The sequence below is a fragment of the Trinickia dinghuensis genome (genome assembly GCF_003367175.1).
Classification (GTDB): Bacteria; Pseudomonadota; Gammaproteobacteria; order Burkholderiales; family Burkholderiaceae; genus Trinickia; species Trinickia dinghuensis.
In genome coordinates this window covers 1-16,083 of record NZ_QRGA01000009.1, presented here as the reverse complement: position 1 = coordinate 16,083, position 16,083 = coordinate 1, and the positions used below count along the sequence as shown (strand labels likewise).

13 protein-coding genes are annotated in these 16,083 nt (G+C 60.2%); 12 read left to right on the top strand and 1 reads right to left on the bottom strand.

Features of this window, described 5'->3' with window-relative positions:
* Window positions 1-11 precede the first annotated feature (11 nt).
* The 9 genes from DWV00_RS16550 (at window position 12) to DWV00_RS16510 (ending at window position 10,911) form a co-directional block, all read left to right on the top strand.
* The gene (locus DWV00_RS16550) at window positions 12-1,250 is read left to right on the top strand and encodes an ABC transporter substrate-binding protein (RefSeq protein WP_115534691.1); all 1,239 of its coding nucleotides are present in this window, start codon (window positions 12-14) and stop codon (window positions 1,248-1,250) included.
* 115 nt (window positions 1,251-1,365) lie between these two features.
* Complete coding sequence (locus DWV00_RS16545) at window positions 1,366-2,262, top strand: carbohydrate ABC transporter permease (protein ID WP_115534690.1); 897 nt, start codon at window positions 1,366-1,368, stop codon at window positions 2,260-2,262.
* Entirely contained in the window at window positions 2,263-3,114 is an 852-nt protein-coding gene (locus DWV00_RS16540; RefSeq protein ID WP_115534689.1) for a carbohydrate ABC transporter permease, read from the top strand. It abuts the gene before it with no gap.
* 4 nt (window positions 3,115-3,118) lie between these two features.
* The gene (locus DWV00_RS16535; protein WP_115534688.1) at window positions 3,119-5,272 is read left to right on the top strand and encodes an alpha-galactosidase; all 2,154 of its coding nucleotides are present in this window, start codon (window positions 3,119-3,121) and stop codon (window positions 5,270-5,272) included.
* A gap of 188 nt (window positions 5,273-5,460) precedes the next feature.
* A complete protein-coding gene (locus DWV00_RS16530) occupies window positions 5,461-7,446 on the top strand; it encodes a hypothetical protein (RefSeq protein ID WP_115534687.1) in 1,986 nt (661 codons plus the stop codon).
* Between the two features lie 233 nt (window positions 7,447-7,679).
* Entirely contained in the window at window positions 7,680-8,213 is a 534-nt protein-coding gene (cysC, locus tag DWV00_RS16525; protein WP_115534686.1) for an adenylyl-sulfate kinase, read from the top strand.
* A gap of 153 nt (window positions 8,214-8,366) precedes the next feature.
* The gene (locus DWV00_RS16520; RefSeq protein WP_115534685.1) at window positions 8,367-8,882 is read left to right on the top strand and encodes an H-NS family nucleoid-associated regulatory protein; all 516 of its coding nucleotides are present in this window, start codon (window positions 8,367-8,369) and stop codon (window positions 8,880-8,882) included.
* Window positions 8,883-9,253: 371 nt separating this feature from the next.
* Complete coding sequence (locus DWV00_RS16515; RefSeq protein ID WP_115534684.1) at window positions 9,254-9,553, top strand: helix-turn-helix domain-containing protein; 300 nt, start codon at window positions 9,254-9,256, stop codon at window positions 9,551-9,553.
* Window positions 9,553-10,911 carry a HipA domain-containing protein gene (locus DWV00_RS16510; RefSeq protein WP_115534683.1) on the top strand — a complete coding sequence of 453 codons (1,359 nt, stop codon included), beginning with the start codon at window positions 9,553-9,555 and terminating at the stop codon, window positions 10,909-10,911. Before DWV00_RS16515 ends, DWV00_RS16510 begins: the two co-directional genes overlap by 1 nt.
* A 183-nt stretch (window positions 10,912-11,094) precedes the next feature.
* Here the strand turns inward: DWV00_RS16510 and glmS are convergent, their stop codons facing one another.
* A complete protein-coding gene (glmS, locus tag DWV00_RS16505) occupies window positions 11,095-12,924 on the bottom strand; it encodes a glutamine--fructose-6-phosphate transaminase (isomerizing) (RefSeq protein ID WP_115534971.1) in 1,830 nt (609 codons plus the stop codon).
* Between the two features lie 162 nt (window positions 12,925-13,086).
* On the opposite strand from glmS, the gene DWV00_RS16500 reads away from it, so the two are divergent.
* The 3 genes from DWV00_RS16500 to DWV00_RS16490 all read left to right on the top strand — a co-directional run bounded on the left by DWV00_RS16500 (window position 13,087) and on the right by DWV00_RS16490 (window position 15,680).
* Window positions 13,087-13,593: an Lrp/AsnC family transcriptional regulator gene (locus tag DWV00_RS16500; RefSeq protein ID WP_181885486.1), complete on the top strand. Its 507-nt coding sequence runs from the start codon at window positions 13,087-13,089 to the stop codon at window positions 13,591-13,593.
* A gap of 143 nt (window positions 13,594-13,736) precedes the next feature.
* The gene (locus DWV00_RS16495) at window positions 13,737-14,912 is read left to right on the top strand and encodes a GGDEF domain-containing protein (protein ID WP_115534682.1); all 1,176 of its coding nucleotides are present in this window, start codon (window positions 13,737-13,739) and stop codon (window positions 14,910-14,912) included.
* 87 nt (window positions 14,913-14,999) lie between these two features.
* A complete protein-coding gene (locus tag DWV00_RS16490; protein ID WP_115534681.1) occupies window positions 15,000-15,680 on the top strand; it encodes a GGDEF domain-containing protein in 681 nt (226 codons plus the stop codon).
* Window positions 15,681-16,083 lie beyond the last annotated feature (403 nt).

The following is a 16,083-nucleotide window of genomic DNA, read 5'->3' as shown; positions in this document are numbered from 1 at the left end:
AGGAGAGAGAAATGGAGACACGAAAGAAGCTATTGAGAGCGGCGTTGTCGGCACTTGCGGCGGCGATGGCCCTGCACGCCGGCGCGGCAACGCTCGTCATCAATACCGATACTTCGGATCAAGCCGTCAGGACTGCGTTCGATGCCGCGGTGAAAGGCTTCGAAGCCGAAAACCCCGACGTTCAGGTCAAAGTGAACCGCTTCGATCACGATGCCTATAAAACGGCCATCCGCAACTTCCTGACGGCCGATGCGCCCGACGTCGTGAATTGGTATGCCGGGCACAAGATGGAGCCGTTCGTCAAAGCGGGCCTGTTCGAGGACGTGTCGAGCCTCTGGGCGCAAAACGGCCTCAACGACAAGCTGAAATCGGCGCTGGGCGAAGTGACGCTGGACGGCAAGCAGTGGGGCATTCCCTACACCTACTATCAGTGGGGTATCTATTACCGGAAAGATATCTTCGCGAAGCTCGGGATCGAGCCGCCGAAGACCTGGCAGGAACTGCTCGATGCTTGCGCGAAATTGAAAGCGAACGGCGTCGCGCCGTTCGTCATCGGGACCAAGGAGCCCTGGACGAACCTCGCCTGGTTCGACTATTTGGATCTGCGCACCAACGGCTTTACGTTCCACATGGCATTGACGAGCGGCAAGGTGCCGTTCACCGACCCGCATGTGCAAGCGGTATTCGATCATTGGGATCAATTGGTGAAGCCCGGCTATTTCATGGCCAATCACGCGTCGTACACGTGGCAGGAGGCCGCAACGTGGCTCGCGCAGGGTAAAGGCGCGATGTATTTGATGGGCAACTTCGTGGTGGCGCCGATGAAACAGGCCGGCCTCGGCCCCGATAAGCTCGGCTTCATGCCGTTCCCCACGATCGATTCGTCGGTGCCCGATGCCGAGGAAGCGCCGATCGAAACGATCCATATTCCCGCCAAGGCGAAGAACAAGGCGGATGCACGGCGCTTCCTCGTCTATATGGCGCGTGCCGACGTGCAGTCTAAATTCGGCGAGGCGACGGAGGAGTTGCCCGTCAATCGCGATGCGCCGGCGCCGACCGATCCGTACTTGCAGGCGGGGGCGGCGCTCCTCGCGAAGGCCGACGGCCTGTCGCAGTTCTTCGACCGCGACGCGCCGCCCGAGTTGACGCAGGCGGCCATGGACGGATTCGAACGCTATATGTTGAAGCCGTCGTCGCGCCCCGACGTGCTCGACCGTCTTGAGCAGGTCCGTCAGCGCGTCTTCAAATAACGTTCAATTCGTGCAGCGGACGGGCGGCGAAAAACGCGCGTCCGCTCAGGGAGATCTCGTGCAAACCGCCGCCACTTCAGTGGACGCTGCGTCAGTGGATGCAAAGTCAGCCGACATGCCCGTCGCTTCGTTCTGGGAGCGCCATCAGCGTGCGATCGCGCCTTGGCTCTTTTTGTCGCCCGCGCTCATCCTGTTTACGCTTTACGTGCTCATTCCGATCGTGCGTTCGATCGGTTTTAGCCTCGACGAATGGGACGGACTCTCCGCGCCGCATTTCATCGGCCTCGGCAATTACCTGGAACTCTATGGCGACCCGAATTTCTGGGTTTCGCTGAAGAACAATTTTATTTGGCTGGCCGGTTTTCTCCTGTCTGTACCGGCCGGCCTTTTTCTCGCGCTGTTCCTGAACCAGAGCGTGTTCGGCATGCGCGCCGTCAAGTCGCTCTTTTTCTTTCCGTTCGTGATCTCGCAAGCCGTCATCGGCTTGGTCTTCGGCTGGTTCTACGACCCCGCGAACGGCTTGCTCTTTCACGTGCTGCATGCGTTCGGCGTGCCGAGCATCGCGATTCTCGCCGACGATCGGTACGTCACTTACGGGATCGTCGCGGCCGGCCTTTATCCGCAGATCGCCTACTGCATGATTCTCTATCTGACCGGCTTGGCCGGCGTACGGGCGGATCTGATCGAGGCGGCGCGGCTCGAAGGGGCGAGCGGATGGGCGATGCTGCGGCGTATCGTGCTGCCGCAGTTGCGCTCGGCTACGTTCGTCGCGGTGGTCGTGACCGTGGTCGGCGCGCTGCGCAGCTTCGACATGGTGTCGATCATGACGCAAGGCGGCCCTTACGGATCGTCGCGCGTGCTTGCCTACTACATGTACGAGCAAGCGCTGGGCGACTACGGCTATCGAGTCGGGTATGGCTCAGCCATTGCAACCGTATTGTTCCTCGTCATGCTCGTCTATATCGGCTTCGTTCTGATTCGCGTCTACCGCCAGGAAAAGGAGCACGCCTGAATGTTTCCCACTCCGATCGAACGAAGGAGTCTCGCTGCGCAATGGCTCTATCGCGTTGCGGTAGCGGTTGCGCTGGTGGTTTGGCTCATGCCGCTGGCGGCCGTTGCCTTGACGTCGATTCGCGGCCCGGCCGACATTTTCGCGGGCAACTATTGGGGCTGGCCTACTCGATGGCAATTGGTCGAGAACTATCGGGCTGTCTTCCGCGATACCGAGCTAGGCCGATATCTGCTCAATACGTGCCTCATCGCGGTACCCGCGGTGGCCGGCACGATCGCACTGAGCTGCATGGCGGGATTCGCACTCGGCGTCTATCGCTTCCGATTGAACGTCGTCGTGTTTTTCCTCTTTCTCGCGGGCAATTTCGTTCCGTTCCAGATCTTGATGATCCCGGTTCGGCTCATGAGTCTGCAACTGGGGCTATACGACTCGGTGCCCGGTCTCATCTTGTTTCACATTGCGTTCAACACCGGCTTTTGTACGTTCTTCATGCGCAATTTCGTCCGGGAGCTTCCGTACGAATTGATCGAAGCCGCGCGGATGGACGGCGCTTCCGAGTTTCAGGTTTTTCGCAAGGTCGTGCTGCCGCTCGTACGCCCCGCGATTGCCGCGCTGTCCGTGCTCGTCTTCACCTTCGTCTGGAACGACTACTTCTGGGCGACGGTACTCGTGCAGGGGGATCACGCTATGCCGGTGACAGCGGGGCTGAAGGCGCTGAGCGGCATCTGGGTGGCCCAGTGGCATCTCGTCGCCGCCGGATCGATCGTCGCCGCGTTGCCGCCGGTGCTGGTCTTCTTCCTCAAGCAGAAGCATTTCATCGCCGGTCTCACGATGGGCGCCACCAAGGGATAGTTGCATGACGGATACGATGCTTATTCAATTGAACGGCGGGAAGGTTGGCTTGGCGTTGGAACAAGCGCGCTCGACGGCACCCGTTTGGCGCCATTTCGGGGCGCCGCTCGGCGAGCACGCGCTCGTCTGGCCGGCCGACGGCATGCGGCCGCCGCCGCCCACCGTGCTCGACGGCGACCCGCCGTTCACGGTGCTGCCGACTCATGGCTTTGGCTGGTTTCATCAGCCGGCGCTGCTCGGCAGCCGCCCCGGCTCGCAGGGCGATAGCGATTGGGCGCAGGACTTTCGGCTCGACGGCATGAGCCGTGACGGCGATGCGTTGCTCATGAGGTTGAGCGACCCGATCGCATCGCTGGCGGTCACGCTGAGCTATTCGATCGACCCGGGATCGGACGTCGTCCGTGCCTGGGCGGAAGTCGAGAACCTCGGGGAAACACCGTATCGCCTCGATTGGCTGGCGGCCGCCTGCGTGCCGCTGCCGGCGCAGGCCGACCAAGTGCTGGGCTTCTCCGGCCGCTGGACGCTCGAGTTTCAAGAGGCACGGGAAACGCTGGGCGTGGCGACATGGCGGCGCGACAACCGGCGCGGGCGGACGTCGCACGACTCGTTTCCCGGCGTCATCGTCGGCGCGTCGCTCGGCGATGATGAAGGTGCGGTGTTCGGCGCCCACCTCGGATGGAGCGGCAATCATACGATCCTCATCGAGCCGTTGACGGATGGACGCCGCCAACTGCAGCTTGGCGAATGGCTGGCGCCGGGCGAAGTTGTCCTCGCGCGCGGCGAGCGTTATCGCACGCCGTGTGCGTTTCTCTCGTTCAGCGACCAGGGGCTGAACGGGCTCAGTGCGCAATTTCATCGCTTCGTCAGAACGCGGGTGCTGGACTGGCCGCAGCGCCACATGCGCCCGCGCCCGGTCATCCTCAATACGTGGGAGGCCGTTTATTGCGAGCACGACCTCGACGATCTCCAGGCACTCGCGGGTGCCGCGGCGCGAATCGGCGTGGAGCGATTCGTTCTCGACGACGGCTGGTTTCATCGGCGCGGCAACGACCGGGCGGGGCTTGGCGATTGGTGGCCCGATGCGCGCAAGTATCCGCAGGGGCTGACGCCGCTCGTCGAGCACGTGCGCGAGCTCGGCATGGAATTCGGCCTGTGGATCGAACCTGAAATGGTCAATCCCGATAGCGATCTCTTTCGAACGCATCCCGAATGGGTGCTCCAGCTTGCCGGCCGGCCCTTCGTGACAGGTCGAAATCAGCTGGTGCTCGACCTCGCCGAAACGGCGGTGACGGACTATCTGTTCGAAAGCATCGGCGCCTTGCTGCGCGATCACTCGATCGCGTACTTGAAGTGGGATATGAATCGCGACCTGGCCACCGCGGGGCATCATGGACGCGCGGCTTATCGGCGCCAGACGCTCGCCCTATATCGATTGCTCGAGCGCTTGCGCCGCGCGTTTCCCGATGTGGAGATCGAGAGTTGCGCTTCGGGCGGGGGGCGTGCCGACTATGGCGCGCTTGCCTATATGCATCGCGTCTGGACGAGCGACTGCAACGACGCGTTGACGCGGATCGATATCCAGCGCGGCTTCTTGCGCTTCTTTCCGCCGGAGGTCATGGGCGCGCATATCGGCGCGGCATGCTCTCACACGACCGGCCGGCGGCATTCGATGCCGTTTCGCGCCGCGGTGGCGCTGCTCGGCCATCTCGGTCTCGAGCTCGACGTACGCACGCTATCGGATGCCGAGGCCGATGAACTCCGGTACTGGATCACGCTTTATAAGCAATGCCGGCCGATTTCGCACCGCGGCGTGCTGCACCAAGGGCGCTTCGGCGATGCCTTGGTCTGGACGCAGGCGACGGCCGAAGACGGACGCGCGTCGCTGCTGAGCGTTTTTCGTCGCCGAGAGGACACCGCACGCTATGCGATGCCGGTTCCCGCGAAGGGATTGCGGCGCGATCTGAGCTACGTCGTGCGCATCCTTCATATGCCCCATGCGCCGCATTTCAAGGGGCAGACGGAATGGCTGGCGGCCATGCGGGAAGGGGGCGTGGAGATGCCGGGCGCGACGCTGATGGATCTCGGCGTGCCGATTCCCCCCATGCCGCCCGAGTCGGCCGTGATCGTCTGCATGAAGGCCGTGGCCGAAGACAGCTGATCGGGCCGCAGGGCCGATCCCCGGCCCGTGAAATCGCGAATCGATTCCTTTCATATCGATTAGGACAACTAATCGTTTGCTGGGCTGTATGCAGTAAAGGAACGCTCCTGCGGGGCGGACAACGCCTCTTTTAAGCCGGAGCGGCTTGACGAAGCGTGACGTTCCAACCATTTATCTTGGAGAGAATCATGTCTCGGAAAAAGCAACGGCTCTTTGTGTCGTCCGTGCCGTACGCGCGTCGTTATTTAGAGATTGGTGTCCTGGCGACGTTCTCCGCGGTTTTGGCCGGATGCGGGAGCGGCGACGGAAGCAGCCCGTCCGCGGCGGCCGTGAGCCAGGCCATGAAAGTAAGCGCCGCCGCGGCGCCGGTCAATACGAGCAGCATCTATATGAGTTCCAACGAGCCGGCGCCGACGAGCGCGGATCAAGGGACGATCGCGAACGGCTTCAATGCCGCCGTCAACGAGGCGAGCAAACTGGCGCTGACCGATGCGAACTATAGCTGGCTCTACAACCGGTTCGATTGGGCGGCCGCGACCAGCGCCGATTGCAGCCAATCGGGGATGGACAGCGGGGGCGGAGGGTATTTCGCATCGCTGGCTGGGCGATGCGCCTACTACTCGAGAGACTACGCGCATTATCTGATCGGCGCGTATTACATGGGCTATGACAGTCAGAACCTGAACATGGCGCAGAAGTTCTCGACGGTGATCGATACGACCGACCCTTCGCATCCGATTCCATGGTGGGCTTTCGGCGTTAACGGCAAGCCGTACGAGCGGCGGGCCGAGCAACCGGCGGTGTTCGAGATCGGCGACAGCATCTTGACGCTCTATAAGATGACGGGCGACCCCAGCTACAAGAACATGGCGTCGTACATCAACGGCGAAGTGAATTCGACGTACTGGAATGCACAGGATTCGAACGGAAATCACTTTTGGAATCCCGACGGCTTCCGAGTGACGAACTCGCCGGGCAACGATCCGGCAACGTACAACGAGTTCGCTTACGATCCGACCGAGTCGAACATCATATGGCCGGGCTACGACATTTTCCTGGGCGGCGATTCGGCCGCATCGCAAATTGCTTATTTCTGCAAGCTCGCGAGCTATCCGCAGTTCTTGAGCGACCCGAGCACCGCGTCGACTTATACGGCGCGTTGCAACACCCTTCGTTCGAACTTCAATACGAACTGGTGGGAGAGTAGCGCGAACCGGTTCTACGTGGCGCAGGTCGGGCTGGCGAACGATACCTATACGACGCAAGCGGCGCCGAACGGAACGTCGATGCCGGCCTCGAATTTGACCTACCTCGACGGCTATGCGGAGGAGCCGAACTTCTTCCCGCTTTATAAGAATGTCATCACGGATTGGCAGAAGGTGGCCGCTCAGGCCGATTACGTGAACAACTCCGCCGAGTACAAGTACGACAACAACAACGACAATTACACGCCGGGGATCGAGAGCTTCACGTATCTGCCTACGTCGTTCTTCAACGTATCGGATGGCTCGACGAACCGGTACGACTACGCTTGGAAGTGGATGCGCCGGCTGGCGCAAACGCAGTATGCCAACGCGTCGAACAGCAGCGACGGCATTGCGAGCACTTACCCGGAGGTCCCGTTCGTCCTGATCGCCGATTCCGTGACGAAGGTCATGGGGTTGGATTTCGACGGCATTCAGAACGCGTTCTCCACGCTGCCGCGGTTCCCGTCGGATTTCACGACGAGCAACTATATCGCCGTGCATAACGTGCCGCTCTACAGCAATGCGTCGGGTTCCTCGTACAACCTGCCCGTGGATATCACCGCACAGAAGGTGGACAACGGCAGCGGGTACGCGATCCAACTCGCGTTCAACGGGGTGAAGCCTTGGCAGATAACGGGTTCGTCGGCGTCGCTGACCTGGACGCCGAAGTTCTCGGCGGCCATTGGAGCGAGCGGATGCGCGATTCAGACGACCTACGACAATGGTTCGGTCAGTCAGAGTACGTACGGGATCAGCAACGCGTCGGGCTATTACGCCTGTACCGACACGTCAGGCAATGTCGTGACCGTGAGCATTCCGCTCGGTAGCTCGGCCGCGCAGCACATCGCGAAGATCGTTGCGATGACGTATTCCAATGCCGCGGCGGTGACGAGCATCCTGACGTCGGGCCTTCCGGCTAGTCAATAGCGGGGTAAGTAGACGGGGCTGTCGTCGATACGTTGCGGCGACGGGCCCTGTATTCTGTCGTGCCAATGCAATATTTTTGTAAGTAATGTTGTCCAGTGGCTCCGGGGTACTGGAAAACGCCATTTGGCCGAAGCTAGTCGTTATCCTTGCGGCTGGCCCTCGAGTTGAGCGCGGGGCTAGCGGAAGATTCGCGCCGGCGTGCTCGGCGAAATGCATCGACATCGAGGCAATAAATGAAGCATTTTCCTTGCACGATTTGGCTGACGGGTTTGAGCGCCGCGGGCAAGACGACGATTGCGCATGCGCTGGCTGCCGCGCTGACTGCCCAAGGCAGGATGTGCGACGTGTTGGACGGCGATGTCGTGCGGCAGACGCTGTGCCGCGATCTTGGCTTTTCGCGGGAAGACCGAAGCGAAAACATTCGACGTGTGGCGGTGAGGTGTAAAGAACTCAATGCGGCCGGCGTCGTTGCGATCGCCGCGCTCGTTTCTCCTTACCGGGACGATCGAGATAAGGCGCGGGAGACAGTCGGAGACGCTCGGTTCGTCGAGGTATTCGTTTCGACGCCGCTCGCGGTTTGCGAGCGGCGGGATCCTAAAGGGCTCTATAAGAAGGCGCGAACCGGCGAGCTTGCGAATTTGACCGGCGTGGGCGATGTTTACGAAGCGCCGCTAGCGCCGGAGTTGTCGATCGATACGAGTTTGCAGACGACGGAGGCAGCGGTCGAGACGGTACTGCATTTGCTGAATGGCCGGGCTAAGGTGTAGCGCTACATCGATAATCGCAAGTGGCTTTCAATGAGCCGATGGCCCCAAGTCTTGAAACGAATGGGCGTCAAAGTGCCCGAAATTGCCCTCGCCGCTGGCGGAGCACCGGCTGTCGTGGCATAGTGCCGACCAATTATATAAAGGGAGGACCTCATGCCAACGTTGGAATCAATCCAGACAAAGATCAAGCGCCTGCAAGAGCAGGCCGAAACACTCAAGGCTCGGCAGGCCACGGCAACGCTCGACCGAATCGTTGGCCTCATGAAGAAGAGTGGGGTAACGGTGGCGGATATCGAGGCTTATGTCGGCGGCAAGAAGGGCGGTGCGAAGGCCGGTAGGAAGGCTGTAGCTCGCACTGCGGCGGCTGCGGTGAAGTACCAGAATCCAAAGACGGGTGCGACTTGGTCGGGACGCGGCCGTGCTCCGGCTTGGATTGCGAGCGCGAAGAACCGCGACCGCTTTTTAGTCGACGGCGGTGCAGTGAGTTCGTCGCCGGCTCCTTCCACGAAGAGCGGGACGAAGCGTTCGGGCAACTACGTCAAAGGGCAGCAGCCGGCCAAGTATGCCGATCCGAAGAGCGGCGCGACCTGGAGCGGTCGCGGTCGCGCGCCGGCGTGGTTGGCGGCTGCCAAGGACCGCACGAAGTTTTTGATCGAAGGTCAAGCGTAAGCATTAAAGCCGACTGGTGCGATCTTTCAGCCGAGTTGCGTATGCGACCTCGCTGTCGATATGTTCATCCGGTTCTGTCTCGCGATCATCGTTCGCGAGGAGCGGGCTGATCCATGAAGACGTGGACGCCCCCGCTCCGATGCGCAGGTCAGCGGGTAGTACCCGCCGGCAGCATGCTCGACTATGACTATTGCGCCTCGATTATTGTCGAAATACGTGAACTATGCCTCTCAGATAGGATGCAGCGACTATAGTTGTTGAAATTTATGAACTATTTGCGTTGAAGGTAACATGGATCTATAATTGCTGAAATCTCTGAACAAAGGAGCGGTCGCTGCTCCGAGATCGATAGTTGTTGAAATATCTGAACTATGGCTAGAACCTTACCGCGCTCTGACGCTTCCTTGAGTCCGCTCGCCGATGATCTAGCTGCCCTCGGGCGAATCGTTCGCAACCAGCGCGCGCGCTCCGAATTGCGCATCGATGACGCGTCGGCTCTGGTCGGTGTAACACATAACGTGCTGTCCAAAATCGAGAACGGACAGTCGGTCGGGCTCGAAAAGCTATTCAAGGTATTGAACGGGCTCGGTCTGAAGCTGCTCGTCGTAACGCCCAGCGAAGCGGAAGATGCAGTCGATGCGCTACGGCCGCAGCCCGAGGACAATGCTTGATGGCGCATTTCCTGCGTGTGTCGACCAATAACGAGGCAGTTGGCCTGCTCGGTTTCGAGCCTCTACAAGGGCAATACAGCTTCGCGTACGACGCGGTGTGGCAGAAAAAGAAGGGCGCCTTTTCTCTCTCGCCGCATATCCTGCATTCGGGCGAGGTCCCGTCCTCCGGTACCGTTCATCGCTTTCTCGAAAACCTGCTGCCGGAAGGTCGCGCGCTCGAGGTCGCGTCGGTGGTCAACCAGATATCGAAGAACAATGTGTACGGGCTCATCGGCGTACTTGGACAGGAGCCCGTCGGTGCATTCAGTTTCTTGCCGTTCGAAGCCGCAACGGATCGCTGCAATAGGCCAGCCGAACCTATCCGCCGCGAAATTCCGAATGATGAACTGAGTCAGCGAATCCGCGAGCGAGATGCCATCCCGTTTCCGGTTTGGGACCGAAGAGTGCGATTGTCGATCGCAGGCTATCAGGACAAACTGCAAGTGATGGTGGAAGGAGGGCGGATTTCGCTGGTCGACGGTACGCTCAGTTCGACCCATATCCTGAAGCCCGAATCGCGAGGTCGGAATACGCCATTCCTTGTTGCCAACGAACACTTTTGCATGACGTTGGCTGCGGCGCTGGGCTTGCCGGTTTCGCGGGTCCAGATTCGACGCATTCCAGAACCCATATTGCTTATCGAGCGTTTCGATCGCATCGTGCATCGCGATTTGGACGATCCCGAACGCATCGTTGCTGTCGACCGGTTGCATATCATCGATGGTTGCCAGGCGCTCGATTTGCCGTCGCATTTCAAGTACGAACGAAACTTCGGTCATGGGGAACACGTCGCGAACATTCGCGAGGGGGTAAGCTTCGAGAAGCTCTTTTCGCTAGAAAAGCACTTTGAAGCTCCCGCGAGCGCAAAGGCGTTCTTGCTGCGCTGGGCGCTCTTGCAACTGCTGATCGGGAATAGCGATGCGCACGGAAAGAATGTCTCTTTCTATGTAAGACGAAAGCGTCTCTTGCCTGCGCCAATGTATGATCTCGTGTCGATTAATGCGTATGGCGGCAGCGATGTCGTCGAGCAGGAAATGGCGATGGCTTATGGCGATGCCTTCATTCTTGAGCAGGTCACTGCGTTCGAGTTAGCGGATCTCACCAAGCGGATCGGAATGGATACCGCTTTGGTTGGGCGCGAGATGACACGAATGGCGCTCGCGGCCAAGCGGTTTGCTCCTGAACTGGCCCAGTCTCAAGTGTATATCGGCGACGAGAGGGACTTGGTGCGTCGTGTATCGGATTTCATTTGTACGCAGGCCGACCGTTTGCTAAAGCTCGCGCCTAAGGTCCCCAAGGTCGATCCGGAACTGCTGTAGAGGGCAGTTCGCATTGCGATCCCGCCGTTCGTTTGAATTGGGGCTTCGCACGACATGCCGGAAGAGACCGCGCACGCAACGCAAATGTGAGATTGGGGGCATGCGCGGCGTCAGTCGGCAAGAGCAGGGCCGTGCTCCCCGAAGTGGCGAATACCATAGCCGCCTAATTGGCGGCGCCGATTATTACTCCACCGTAACCGACTTGGCTAAATTCCTCGGCTTATCGATATCCGTTCCCCTAGCCAGCGCCGCGTGAAACGCGAGCAATTGCACGGGCAGGGTATGCAGGATCGGCGATAGCGGCCCGTAGTACTCATTGAGCCGAATCACACTCACGCCCGGGCTGGACACCAACCCGCAATCGACATCGGCAAACACGAACAGCCGTCCGTTGCGCGCGCTGACCTCATGCATGTTCGACCGCAGCTTCTCCAGCAACCGATCGTTCGGTGCAACCGCAACCACGGGCATCTCATCGCTAACCAGCGCCAGCGGCCCGTGCTTAAGCTCTCCGGCCGCATAAGCTTCGGCATGGATATATGAAATCTCCTTCATCTTGAGCGCGCCTTCGAGCGCGATCGGAAAATGCATGCCGCGCCCAAGGAACAGAATGTTCTCCTTCCGAGTGAGCGTTTCCGACCACCCCATGATCTGCGGCTCGAGCGCCAGCACCTTGCCCATCGCATCGGGCAAATGCCGCAACGCATGCAGATGCCGGCGCTCCTCCTCGTCGCTCAACCGCCCTCGAATCTGCGCCAACGTCAAAGTCAAAAGAAACAGTGCGACGAGTTGAGTGGTGAACGCCTTGGTCGACGCCACGCCAATCTCGATCCCGGCTCGCGTCATGAAGTTCAGCGCGCATTCGCGCACGAGCGCACTCGTCGGCACGTTGCAGATCGCAAGCGTATTGACCATCCCGAGCCGCTTCGCGACATGCACGGCACCCAGCACGTCCGCCGTCTCCCCGCTCTGCGATACGGCAACGACGAGCGTCTTGGGATTGGCCACGCTATCGCGGTAGCGAAACTCGCTGGCGATTTCCACGCTGGCCGGCAACCCCGCCAAGCTCTCGATCCAATACTTCGCCGTCAGCGCGGCGTGATAGCTGCCGCCGCACGCGAGCAGCAGCACGGAGTCTATCCCGTTGAAAACACGCCAAGCGCCGTCGCCGAAAAGCTCCGGCATGATCGAATTCACGTCGAGCAGCGTATCGGCCACCGCGCGCGGCTGCTCGAAGATTTCCTTCTGCATGTAGTAACGATAGCCGCCTAGGTCCGCCGCTCCGCTGTGTGCGGCGACGATGTGCACGGCTCGTTCGGCGCGATGGCCGTCACGGTCGACCACCCAATGGCGATGCAGTTGAATATCGACGACATCGCCGTCTTCGAGGTAGACGATTCGATCCGTTTCATTCGATAAAGCGATGGCATCCGAAGCCAAAAAGTTTTCGCCGTCGCCTAAACCGACGACGAGTGGCATACCCTCCCGCGCGCCGACGATCCGATGCGGTTCGTCGCGGCACATGACGGCGATCGCGTAGCTGCCGCACAGCCGGCCCGCTGCTTGCCGCACCGCCTCGAACAAATCCCCGTCGTAAAGATGGTCGATCAAATGGACGATCGTTTCGCTGTCGGTTTGGCTCGCGAATACGTAACCGTGCTGCTCGAGTTCTACTCGCAATTCGTCGCAATTCTCGATGATGCCGTTGTGCGACAGCGCGATGCGCGCGTTGTCGTCGCTCGGCGAGAAGTGCGGATGAGCATTCGTCGTAATAGGCGCGCCGTGCGTCGCCCACCGCGTGTGCGCGATTCCCGTATAGCCCGACAACCCGAGCGCCGCGACGTCGGCTTGCAATGCGGCGACGCGCTCGACGCTGCGTGCTCTCACGAGCTTGCGATCCTGATACGCCACAACGCCGCAAGAGTCATAGCCCCGATACTCGAGCCGCTTCAATCCGTCGACCAAAGTAGGCAAGACGTTTCGCTGGGCGACCGCGCCGACGATTCCGCACATTTCGTTCTCTCCGTTGGGCGACCCGCGTTGCAGGTCCATGGAGGCGATCGTAAGGGGATGGCAATGAAATTTTCTTTCAAAAAATAGTAGAAAATGAAGTGAAGCGTGAGATATGATTCAATGTGAAATTAAATTTCATTTAACGAAGGCGCCGGTGACGGTATGGAGGCCGGGGTGCAGGAACTCGATTTGGACGATCTCGACTTGCGGATCTTGGCGATCCTGCAAGCAGATTCCTCGCTATCGAATATTGACTTAGCTCAAAGAGCGCTCGCATCGGCACCTACGTGCTTACGACGAGTCCGCAAACTGAAAGAGGCGGGTCTTATCGAGCGGGAAGTGGCCGTGCTCGATTTCTCCAAAATTGCGTCGACGGTCACGGCCGTCATCGAGGTTAGTCTCGATCGCCAGGCAGTCGAGGATTACGACGCATTTGAAGCCTATGTCTGTGCCGAAGCCGCCGTGACGCAATGCTATCGGGTGTCGCCCGGGCCGGACTTCGTCGTGATCGTCGAATTGCCCGACATGCGCTCGTATGACGAATTCGCGCGCCGGCTCTTTACGCAATCTTCCAACGTTCGCAATGTTCGGACGTTTTTCTCGACAGGTAGAGCTAAATTCGAAGCCAATCCGCCCATTGCAACCGTGCTGGGCACACGAAATCGATAGAATCGAGGTGTTGCTTTGCAACACTTCATTTAGTCGGACCATGGAGTGCGATACGATATGCGGCATAAACGGGGAAGCCGGCCGTGCGAGGTACGGGGCGCTCTAACCCCGTGCCCATCGATACCATCAAACCAACTTAAATCATGCCCAGCACCGTCGCGCTTTTGAGCATAGCGCTCATGTCCTGCGTGATGAGCGCAGCGGTGCTCGGCTCGCTGCTGCGTGCGAACGTCCGAGGCGTGGCGCGCTGGTGCGCCGCCTATGGCATTTTTTCCGTCGGGATCGGGCTGGTTCTCGACAAAGCGCATGTACCGCCGTGGCTCGGCATCGCTTTCGCGCATGGGCTCTTTTTGCTCGGCAGCTTCGCCATTTTGCAAGGCGCGCGCGAGTTCTTCGGCAGGAATAAGGCAACGGCACCGGAGTATGCGGCAGTCGTCGCCGTCTATATCGCGCTCCTGTACTTCATCTACGTCAGGCCCAATCTCGACGCGAGCGTCTTCGTCACTTCGGCGTACTTCGCCTACATTCGCGCGGCGGTCGGTTGGACGGCGCTGCGCTATCGGCCCGCCCATCGGCCGAAATACAGCTACTACTTTCTCGGGATCGCCGCACTCGTCGGCGCCTTGCTGCATCTGGCGCGGTCGATCGCATATGGCTTCGGGTGGGATCATCAAACTGCCTTTCTCGACCCGTCTCCGCTGAACATCGCTTTCCTGGGGCTCGGCATTTTGAGCTTCCCGTTCATGTCGATCGGGATGGTGATGCTTGCGCACGATCGGCTAGCCGAGCGCATGGAGCGGCTCGCGACGATCGACGAATTGACCGGATCGCTCGTGCGGCGGGCATTCATGGAGCGCGCCGATGCGGCGGTCGCGGCTTCGCAAGCGAGTGGAACACCCCTTGCTCTAGCGATACTGGACCTCGATAACTTCAAGGCAGTGAACGATCGCCACGGTCATGCGGCCGGCGATTGCGCGCTGGTGCACTTTGCGTCGACGGTGTTGAAGTCGCTGCGATCCGGCGATCTGTTCGGCCGTCTTGGAGGAGAGGAGTTCGCCGTGCTGTTTCCCGCAACGCGCGAGGCCGAAGCCTTGCAGTTGATGAACGGTCTGCGCTTGGCGATCGCGGCGCACCCGTGCGGCCAAACGCCGTACACATTCAGCGCCGGCGTGGACGAGTTCGGCCCGGGCGATAGGCTTGCACGTGTCTTGGCGCGCGCGGATGCGGCGCTTTACACCGCAAAGGCCTTAGGCCGCGATTGCGTCGTGATGGCATCGTCCCACGGCGAGTCGGACGAACAGGTGGAGCAGCCGGGTTGATCAGGATTCTCGTGGACGTGATATGGCGGTCATGCTCGACTATCATTGAAACCATCTGATCAAACACCCCGTCTTCCGGAGAAAGCCTTGCCCGCGCGGCTGTTTCGATCGGCACGCAACGATCGCAATCGTTTCGTCGTGCTGTATGTCGTGCTTGTCCTCGGCTTGTTGTCGGCCGCCGCGGCGTTCGTCTATGAGGCGCGCATCATCATCCAGGACGGCGTGTTCGAAGACCGTGCCTTCACGGTGTTGGGCACGACCAACCGCGCACTCGACGATCTGCAAGACGCCGAGACGGGGCAGCGCGGGTACCTCCTCACAGGCTCCGCAGCCTATTTGCAGCCGTACTTGCGCGGAACGCGCGACGTCGAGCAGGCGATGCGGCAGTTGCTTGCGGGCGACGTGTTCTTGCGGCGGCTCGCCAAATGGCTTTCGGCCGCTGTCCGGCGCGAAGATGTGCTGGCGCGAGTAGGGGGTGACGAATTCGTCGTCTTGCTGACCGATTACGGCGATGACGAGCAGTTGCGGGCACTTTCTCGCCGTTTGATCGAGCAGGTCCGTGCGGTCGCTCAAGCCGAGTACGCCGGGCGATTCGAGATCGGCCTCAGCATCGGGATCGCCACATTTCCGGATCGCGTGAAGAATGTACGCCAGCTCATCGACGTTGCCGATGCGGCGATGTATGTGGCCAAGCGGGAGCAGTCGTCGTTTCGGTTTGGTCCCGTGACGGCGAACGATAGCGCGTACGGCATCAGCGTATCGAAGTAGGCGGCCCGTGGGGAATGGCGCGGAAAAACGCAGGGCCCTACCCAGGGAAGAGGCAGGGCCCGTCTACTGCAACTTCGAGGTGAGGTGAATCTACTGCCAGGGGTGCTTCCACTTCCAGGGGTGCTGCTACTGCAACTGCTAGGTGCTGCTATTCCGAGGTGAGGTGCTGCTGGTCCTGCCTACTGCCGTGCTGCAACTACAGTACTACCCATCAGGTACTCGTGACGCCAGGTGCTTCGAACTGCTAGGTACTTCGAACCGCTAGGTGCTTCGAACTGCTAGGTACTTCGAACCGCTAGGTACTTCGAACCGCTAGGTGCTTCGAACCGCTAGGTGCTTCGAACTGCTAGGTACTTCGAACCGCTAGGTGCTTCGAACTGCTAGGTACTTCGAACCGCTAGGT

Coding starts and splice junctions, on each gene's coding strand:
- DWV00_RS16550 (WP_115534691.1), top strand. CDS start 12: ATGGAGACACGAAAGAAGCTATTGAGAGCGGCGTTGTCGGCACTTGCG.
- DWV00_RS16545 (WP_115534690.1), top strand. CDS start 1,366: ATGCCCGTCGCTTCGTTCTGGGAGCGCCATCAGCGTGCGATCGCGCCT.
- DWV00_RS16540 (WP_115534689.1), top strand. CDS start 2,263: ATGTTTCCCACTCCGATCGAACGAAGGAGTCTCGCTGCGCAATGGCTC.
- DWV00_RS16535 (WP_115534688.1), top strand. CDS start 3,119: ATGACGGATACGATGCTTATTCAATTGAACGGCGGGAAGGTTGGCTTG.
- DWV00_RS16530 (WP_115534687.1), top strand. CDS start 5,461: ATGTCTCGGAAAAAGCAACGGCTCTTTGTGTCGTCCGTGCCGTACGCG.
- cysC (WP_115534686.1), top strand. CDS start 7,680: ATGAAGCATTTTCCTTGCACGATTTGGCTGACGGGTTTGAGCGCCGCG.
- DWV00_RS16520 (WP_115534685.1), top strand. CDS start 8,367: ATGCCAACGTTGGAATCAATCCAGACAAAGATCAAGCGCCTGCAAGAG.
- DWV00_RS16515 (WP_115534684.1), top strand. CDS start 9,254: ATGGCTAGAACCTTACCGCGCTCTGACGCTTCCTTGAGTCCGCTCGCC.
- DWV00_RS16510 (WP_115534683.1), top strand. CDS start 9,553: ATGGCGCATTTCCTGCGTGTGTCGACCAATAACGAGGCAGTTGGCCTG.
- glmS (WP_115534971.1), bottom strand. CDS start 12,924: ATGTGCGGAATCGTCGGCGCGGTCGCCCAGCGAAACGTCTTGCCTACT.
- DWV00_RS16500 (WP_181885486.1), top strand. CDS start 13,087: ATGGAGGCCGGGGTGCAGGAACTCGATTTGGACGATCTCGACTTGCGG.
- DWV00_RS16495 (WP_115534682.1), top strand. CDS start 13,737: ATGCCCAGCACCGTCGCGCTTTTGAGCATAGCGCTCATGTCCTGCGTG.